The sequence below is a fragment of the Runella sp. R5_40 genome (genome assembly GCF_057652295.1).
The window spans coordinates 187008-196765 of the sequence record NZ_JBYFCH010000009.1 but is presented as its reverse complement, the minus strand read 5'-3'; the positions used below and the strand labels follow the sequence as shown (position 1 = coordinate 196765).

The 9758-nt window shown below is 47.3% G+C and carries 1 protein-coding gene; it reads left to right on the top strand.

The annotated features are described in order from the left end of the window. Nucleotides 1-76: 76 nt before the first annotated feature. Nucleotides 77-9409: an SdrD B-like domain-containing protein gene (locus AC23N5_RS17510; protein WP_487756579.1), complete on the top strand. Its 9333-nt coding sequence runs from the start codon at nt 77-79 to the stop codon at nt 9407-9409. Nucleotides 9410-9758: the final 349 nt, after the last annotated feature.

Below are 9758 nucleotides of genomic sequence, written 5' to 3'. Positions count from 1 at the left end.
TATGTAATTAAGTATGAAAAATAGAGAGGTAACTTCAGTAAAAAGCAAATTTTTGCTACTAATTCGAGGTGTATTTATGCTTTTTTTCCTTGTTTTTGTTAATAAAAATGAAGGATATACGCAGTTGCTTCAGCCTGGTTATGCAATTGTATCTTGTAAGCCAGATGCTTCTGGGGTTACGTTAGCCGTAAAAAATATACGACAACTTGGAGGGCTTTGGGATACACCAGCCAATCGGGGTACAGACCAAGCAGGTTTGGTCACTATGCCAGCAATTGGCCCACACGGAAATGGTACTTGGCTTATTTCTGATTTTGGTGGGCTTCCAATTTTTTCAACGGCAATAGACCGTAAAACAGGTGATGTATATGCGGGTACTACATCGCTATATGGTGATACAAATGGTGTTATAGGCAACGGAGGGGTAGCTGCGAGTGTATATAAAATAAATGGTACTACTGGGGCTGTTAGTTTGGTAGCTACCCTCAGTGGCCAAGAAGGAATAGGATATATTACACTCGACGAAGTACATAAACAAATTTTTGCTGTTGGAATGGATGACGGGAAATTATACCGTATCCAGCTCTCAAACAGTTCTGTAGATTCTTATGATCCATTAGGGGCAGATAATGGTGCAACGGGATTGGCGCTTTTGGGAGAACGCTTGTTAGGGGTTGAGTATAATTCGGTTGAGAACCGGGTTTTTTATTCAGTTTGGGCCAATGACCAAATTAATAATGGAAACTCAAATACAATTAGATCTATTGGGCTTAATGCAGATGGTACATTCAAAAGTAGTAGCGATGATGCCCTTGTTGTAACAATCCCAACAATCGAAAGTTATGCAAACCAAACGGTTTTTTCAGGAGGCTTACTTACTTACCTTCAATCCTTGACTTATAGCTGCCCAGTTGGGGATATGGAATTTAATGCCAGTGGCGATAAGCTTTTGGTGGGAGAATTAAGTTTTGAATCAGGAACCCCCGTGTCACAGGCACATACTTCAAGGGTGTTAGAATACCATAAAATAGGGTCAACTTGGTCATTAGCCCCCTTTACATCGGGCAATGTGCATGGTAAATATGATGTAGGAGACGGTAGAGTTCGTTCAAATTCACGTGGTGGCCTTGCTTGGGCATACCATGATGTCAATTCTACTACTGGTGAAATGAATGGAGATGAATCATTTTTTATAACGACAGCAGACCAAGTTTTGACTTCACCTCAAACAATTTGGGGGCTTCAATTTACGCCTATCACAGGAGGTAATCCTTCTAATAGCATTGGAGTTGCTTTGGCTTATAATGGAAACACAGCGGGAGAAAAACTTATATACGGTGATATTGATATTTACAAACTACCTGTATGCGTTAGCCCTGTATCTATTCAGGTTGTAAAAACCTCACCTACTTGTACAGGTGCTACTGCAAATAACAACGGAAAAATAACACTAATATCGGCTTTAAATACCGATAAATGCGGAATTAGTACTTTAGGAGCTGCTGCCTATGATGGCCCTGTGTATGCGTCTGCAACGTCGTACGTAGCCAATAAGGATGTAAAAACGGCAATTCCAAATACAGGTGGAACCTATATTCTTCGGCTTTTTAATGGCTCAAATGATTGCTATAAAGATACAACTATCACAGTAGCGGCAGTAACCTGTACTGCCACTTGCTCCATTACTATCAAGCCGATGGTTTCGGGTTGTTACCAAAACAATGGCAGCAAGGCCACGGTGAGCGTCGAGGTAGCGTGGCAAAACGCACCAGCGGGCGAAACCATCACGGTAACGGGACCCGCAGGAAGTGTACCCGCTACCAGAACAATTACGCCTGGGTCAATCAGTGTCAATTATGGTTTTGGGGCAACAGGCTCTCAAACCATTGTTTCACCCCAAGTGATTGCTTTTGAAATTCCTGCCAATGGCGCAAGTGGGTTATCGGTAAGTGCCAATTTTTCAACAACGACTTCCTGCTCGGTTACCAGTACTACCTTCAGTGCACCAGCTGCTTGCGAACCGTTGGTTTGTGGGGCTAATCAAACGGGAGGTTCGGTGTTTTTTGATTACAATGCCGACGGGATAAAACAAACGGGTGAAACCCAAGGGTTGGAGGGAGTAACGGTGAAAGCCTTCGATTGCAATGGGGCGCTCGTAAGTACGACCACCACCGATTTCAACGGTAAATACGTCTTTACGGGGCTGACCGCAGGAAGTTATCCAATTCGGGTCGAGTTTAGCAATTTACCCTCTATTTATGGCAACGGAACGGTCAATGGAGCCGATGGTCGGACAACTGTACAATTTGTAACGGCCGCCGACTGCAATGTGGATTTAGGAGTATTAGACCCCAACGATTATTGCCAAACAAACCCCCTTGTTTTTGTGCCTTGCTTTGTCAACGGTGATCCCTTGGCAGGTGGAGATGCTGGAACGATGGATGCGACTGTTATGTTTGATTATGCCAATACAGGGCTTCCCAATCAAACGGGCGGTGGCTACACATCTCCGTCGCACATTGCCAACGCCGTTCAAGTAGGTACTTTATGGGGAACGGCTTACAACCGTTTTACCAAACGAATATTCCAATCGTCCATCTTGAAACGACATGCAGGGCTTGGTCCTGACGGAATTGCGGCGATTTATGTAACCGATTTGACAAACCCTGCTTCGCCAGTAGTGAGTAGTTTTATCAATGTGAAAAACGATTTGAACATTGACGTCGAAGACGCTGGAAGCCCTGTGCTTTCAAACGCCGCCCGACTTCTTCCTGCCAATCGTGCAGATGCGTCTAATGACCCTTCGGTGATTTCGCAAATTGGAAAAGTCGGAATTGGTGACATTGATTTGAGCGAAGACGGTAACATGCTTTGGTTTGTCAATGTGTATGACAAGAAACTTTATTCGGTCAATATTTCTGCTTACAATGCAAATGGTACAACAAAACCAACAGCAGCCGATGCCATTGGCTATACAATTCCGAATCCTGGCTGTGTAGCTGGGGTAGCGCGCCCGTTTGGGTTGAAAATTGTGGATGGAAGTGCGTACGTGGGCGTTGTTTGTGATGCAAGTACTTCTCAAAACAAATCAGATTTACGGGCTTACGTGTATAAATTGACGGGTTCAACTTGGGCAACTGTGTTTGATTTTCCTTTGACTTACCCCAAAGGCCCTGCAGATACGCATCCCTCTGTGCGCGCTGTGACAGGTTGGTTTCCCTGGACGGATGATTGGAGTACTTACATTGCTACACTAAGAGACATGGGTGGGAATGTCTATAGCTGGACGTACCCCATGCCTATGTTGACCGATATAGAATTTGACATTGACGGGTCAATGATTTTGGGTTTTGGCGACCGCGCAGGATTAATCGGCGGAAGTGTCAACTATGCCCCGACGGGTAATTCGCCGCTGTATTCTACGACGTCGGGGGGAGACTTTTTACGGGCTTATTATTCCAATGGTACGTATATCTTAGAAAACGCGGCAAAAGCAGGTCCAACTACGGGATCAAACCCAACCAATGACCAAGGGCCAGGTTTCGGGGAATTTTATGATGAAAACCTTACTTGGTCTTACAATGGTGGTAATACGGAGTTGGCCCATGCCGAAACGGCCTTAGGAGCGCTTGCTTTACGCCCAGGTTCGGGCGAAATCGTGACAACTGCGATGGATCCCGTGGGAGGTTACAATGTGCCAGCCGATTGGTCGTCAAATCCATTTGATGCAGGGGGAGTTATTAAAGCAAACAACCAAACGGGAGCTAAAAATGGAGGCTACGTGGTGTACCAAGGCATACGTAATAAAGGGCTATTTGGGAAATCAACGGGCTTAGGAGATATTGAACTAGGGTGTTCTATTCCTACTTACCTCGAACTAGGTAACTACGTGTGGAATGATGCTAATAAAAATGGGGTACAAGACCCCTGTGAAAAAGCGTTGAAAGACATCAACGTGACGCTCTACAAAGGCGCGACCAAAATCGCCACGAGTAAAACAGGGTCAAATGGCGAATATTATTTTTCATCAAAATCTACCCTAATTACGGGAACTTGGGAAGGCACAGGTGCCGATACCACGCTTCTTCCAAATACTGCTTATAAGTTGGTTTTTGGTGAAGGTCAATTGGTTAGTGGAAAACTAACGGTAGAAGGTTTGGGTCAATTTGACGTAACGCTCAAAGATGCTACCGCCAGCAACGGCAACGACCAAAACGACAGCGATGCGGAAGTAATCAGCGGGGCTTTTTGTATTAATCTTACTACTGGAAATGCAGGAAGTGTGAATCATACTTTTGATGCAGGTTTTTATTGCACCAACCCATCCATTGGGGCGAATTCAATTGCTGTTACGGCCCCGAAATGTGCCGTAACCGTTCCTCAAAATGATGGAAAAATCAGTTTGAGCAGTGCGATAGCTCCTTATGATAAATATAGAACAAAAACGGGAACGGGTGCATGGAGTGGAGACACAACTTACGCTACGGCAACGGCGATTGGTAGTACCTTCCCCAAAGACTTGGTGACAGGTATTAGCAATGCGGGCGCCACTTACACCATCCGTTTTTATAACGGGGAATGTTGCTACAAAGACACGACGATTACGATTGCAGCTGTGGCATGTTGCGTTTTGCCCGTAGCCTCAGCCACTCCACAAAAACAAACAATCTGCGTAGGCGGTACTGCGACGGCCTTCACAGTTAGTCCAAGCACGGGTGTGGACTATAAATGGTATGGCCCATTGGCAGACACAACGAGCAGTTTGGGCACAGCCGTGAGCGGTGCAACAAGCGCGACGTTTACGCCAAGTGGCGCAGCATTAAGTACTGCGGGGTCAAAATATTATGCAGTAGTGGTGAACACCACGGGCGATGTGGCGTGTGCGGACACAGCCTTTGTTCAGTTAGATGTGAGCAAAATCACGGTACCAGCGGTGACGGCACTTTGCCACGCCAACGGTACGCCCGAAGATGGTACAGATGATTACATGACGTTCAGTATTCATGTATCCACCACTCCGATGAGTACCAATAAATTCACGGTAACGGCCACGCAAGGCGGGAATCCATTGGCAGTAACATTGTCAAACGGCAACGCAGCAACTTCGGTGAACTGCGGATTGAATACTCCATTGCGCACGCCAGCGGGTAGCGCAGGCAAAGGCAACGTAACTCTGACAATTACGGATAATGTAACGGGCTGCTCGACGACAGTAGTTGTGACCGACCCAGGAACGTGCGCCGTAACGTGTGTGCAAGGCACGCCAAGTACAGTGACGTATGAATATGGCACCCAAGTGGATATTACGGAGTTGAACTCCTTGCCGATAATTATACCAAAGTTTGACGAACAAAGCGGAACGCGTGTTTTGCAATCGGTGAAATTGGAATATACCGTAGGAGGCAAAACGGCATTTGTTTTTGAGAACAGGGCCGCGCAATCGCAGTCGTTCAATGCCAAAGCAAGTTCGGAGGCGACGCTTACGTTGAACTCGACGGATATTGCGACGAATACATTGGAGATGGCGATTCCTCAAACGACGTTGCCAGGGGGAGTTTTAGTGCCCGCGACGGGCAGTTGGGCGGGCGATAGCATTCCATCACCAACGCCCACGCCAACGACGTTGGGTCGAATGGAATCGTGGGTGAGTGATTATTTGACGGTTTTCAAAGACCCTCGTACGGATGCACGTTGGGTAACGAACGCAACGGGAGATGCGACTGACGATGATGATATGTACCTAAATCCGATGATAGCAGATTCGGCAAGTGGGACCTTTACCTACAACACAGCGTTGGCGTTGGCACCCTTTATTGGGACGGGGAATGTACCATTAGAAGTGAGTACGCTATCTGGTCTTGCGTTGACAGGCGGTGGCGGTAATTTAATCTACATTCAGCGTACACGAGCGTATGCGAGTGCGAAAGTGACTTACACGTTTGAATGTATTTTGTGTACCAAACCCGTGGCAGCAGCTACGTCGAAAACACAAACGATATGTGCAGGCGGCGCAGCAACGGCCTTTACCGCAACGCCAAGTACGGGCGTGCAATACAAATGGTACGGCCCATTGGCAGACACGACGAGCAGCTTGGGCACAGCCGTGAGCGGCGCAACAAGTGCGAGCTTCACGCCGAGTGGCGCAGCGTTGGCGACGGCTGGAACGAAATATTACGCGGTAGTGGTGAATACGACGGGCGATGTGACGTGTGCTGATACGGCTTATGTACGTTTAGTGGTGAATGCCAAGCCCGTAATTGCTGACGGTTCTGCCACAATTTGTGCAGGAGAATCAGTGGATTTGATCTCAAAGATTACAAACTACAACAGTTACCAAGGCCAAGTCTGGACGATAGGTACAGCGGGTGGCACGGCAGTGACAACGCCCACTTCAGTGAAGCCAACGGGCACAACGACTTATGTTTTGGTTGCTCAAAATGCAGCTGGATGTAAAGACACGGCGAATGTGGCGGTGACGGTTAACCCAAAACCAAGTGCAGGTAAAGACACGACGTTGGCTTGTGTGAATGCTGCGACAAATACTTTGGCGACAAGTTATACTTTAGTTCCAAGTCCTGCGGGAGGCAGTTGGTCACAATTGGGTACAAGTCCAACGACGGCGACGATTACGGGTAACAACGTGACAGGGATGAGTGTAATAGGCACGTATCAGTTTATCTACACGACGACGGCAGGTTGCAAGGACACGGTAGCGGTGACAGTAGCGCCATGTGCAGGTTGTGTGAAGCCAAATGCAGGTGCCGATGCGGCGAATGTATGCCAACCGACAAGTACGGCGAAGTTGACGGCAGTAACAGCAGGAGGCACATGGGCACCAATCGGCAGTCCAGCAAACCCAAGCGCAGCGACGATAGACGCGAGTGGCAACATCAGTGGCTTGAATGCAGCAGGCACTTATAAATTTGTGTATTCTGTAACAAGTGGCGGTCAAACATGTACGGATACGGCACAAGTAGTGGTGTTGGCCAAGCCAGTGATTGGTGATGGTACTGCGACGATTTGTGCAGGCGAGTCAGTGGATTTGACAACGAAAATTACAAACTACAACAGTTACCAAGGCCAAGTCTGGACGGTAGGTGCAGCGGGCGGCACAGCAGTAGCAACGCCAAGTTCTGTAAAGCCAACGGGTACAACGACCTACGTATTGGTTGCTCAAAACGCAGCTGGTTGTAAAGACACAGCGAACGTGGTAGTAACGGTGAATCCAAAACCAAATGCGGGTAAAGACACGACCTTAGCCTGCGTGAATGCAGCGACAAATACCTTGGCGACAAGTTACACTTTAGTACCAAGTCCAACAGGCGGCAGTTGGTCACAACTAGGTACAACGCCAGCGACAGCCACAATTTCTGGTAACAATGTGACAGGCATGAGTGTAGCAGGTACGTACCAATTTATTTACACGACAACGGCAGGCTGCAAGGATACGGTTGCCGTGACAGTAGCACCCTGCGCAGGTTGTGTAAAACCAAATGCAGGTGCTGATGCGGCGAATGTGTGTCAACCAATGAAAACGGCGAAGTTGACGGCGGTAACTACAGGCGGCACGTGGGCGCCAATCGGCAGTCCAGTAAACCCAAGCGCCGCGACGATAGATGCGAGTGGCAACATCAGCGGTTTGAACGCAGCGGGTACTTATAAGTTTGTGTATTCAATTACCTCAGGCGGTCAAACATGTACAGATACAGCGCAAGTGATTGTACTTGCCAAGCCAGTGATTGCCGACGGAAGTGCAACAATATGCGCAGGCGAGTCAGTGGATTTAACTACAAAGATTACTAATTATAACAGTTTCCAAGGCCAAGTCTGGACAGTTGGTACAGCAGGCGGCACAGCAGTAGCAACGCCAATTTCAGTGAAACCAACGGGCACAACGACCTACGTATTGGTTGCTCAAAACGCGGCGGGCTGTAAAGACACGGCGAATGTAGTAGTGACAGTGAATCCAAAACCAAATGCAGGAAAAGACACGACGTTGGTGTGCTCAAATGGCAATGTTCCATCAAGCGTACAACTATCAGCAACGCCAACGGGAGGAACGTGGTCAGCTTTGACGGGTAACCCAACGGGTGCGACGGTGAACAGTTCAGGTTTGGTAAGTATCACCAACGCTACTGCCCAAGGCAAGTCGTTTGACTTTATTTACTCAGCGAATGGTTGCCAGGATACGGTGAAAGTGATTGTGCCGACTTGCCCCGCTCCATGTGTAGAATCAAGCGTAACTTTGACGAGCGCTCCAGTATGTTCGGCAGATGTACAAACGTACAGCATTACGTTTAGTGTAACCAATAAATTGGGCGTTGTAAAAGTGAACAAAGGCACATTGAGCGGTAACAATCCTTACACGGTGACAGGTATCCCGTCGGGCGCGAGTGTGATCATTACGGACAGCTTGAGTGCTATTTGTAAGTCAGATACGACGATTGTTGGGCCTAACTGTAACTGTAATCCACCAGTACCAGTATTGTTAGCTCCAAGTTTGACGGCTTGTATCGGTGATACCTTCCCAACGTTGAAAGCTACGGTGGTAGGTTTGGCAACGGTAGAATGGTTTAGCCAACAAACGGGCGGAACGGTATTGTCAACTGGCTTAAATTACAAACCAAGTGGCACAGTGACTGGTACGACGACGTATTATGCGCAAGCGCGTAGCACCGACCCAACCTGCCCAACGGCAGTGAGTACAAGCCGTGTTCCAGCGACGATTAATGCGCAAACTTGTATTGATACAATTGACTTGGCATTGAAGAAGTCGATTAATACAAAAGTAGCGCGGGTGGGTGATGTGCTGACGTACACCATCAAAGTATGGAACGAATGGACTAAGAACGCAACGGGTGTCGAAGTAACCGACAGCATCGCGACCACGGTACAGTTTGTGAGCGGCAGTTTTGTGGCGAGTCGTGGTAGTGCGAGTATCAGTGGCAACGTGATTAAGTGGAACATTGGTAACATTGCGGCGGGAGGCGACACGGTGACGTTACGTTACCAAGTGAAAGCGACGCAGGCGGGTATCCATTTGAACACGGCTGAAATCAGCAAGACCAACGAGAAAGACAAGGACAGCACACCAGGCAATGGTAAAAGTGGTGAAGATGACATCGACCAACAATGCTTCACAGTACCGTTTGAGTTGTGCGCGGGTCAGAAATTAGAAGTAGGTGTTCCTGCCAACTTGACGAACGTACAGTGGTTCAAAAACGGAGGTACGACGGCAGTGGCAACGGGGAATGTGGTGTTGTTCTCAGAAGTGGGAGTCTATACCTTCACGGCGACGAACCAGACTTGCCCAGCCAATGGCTGTTGTCCAGTCATTATCGAAGCGGGTGCAAATTGTTGTCCTGTGGAGGTGTGTATTCCTTACACGGTGAAAAAAGTGAAGAAGTAAATACTGAAGTAGATTGTTACAGAAAAAGGCTGCCTTTCGGGGCGGCCTTTTTCTGTTGTGGGTGAAAGGTAGGTGGTTCTTTACTTAAAAATCAATTAGTGCTGTTTAATGGGATAGTAGGATATATACCAAATTTTATTGTTGGATTTGTTGATTCTAAAGTTTTCTTATTCCTATTCGCATTTGGTTCAATTGTTGTGTGGTCGATTTTTGGGAAAAATTGATAAAAAACTGTTACGATGGTATCTATTTTTTGACCGAATATACTTTCTGTAGCAGGTTGTAATTTTTAAAATACCCAATGGTATGAAATTTGAAGTTGTAGGATGCAATGTTTTACAAAATAGGT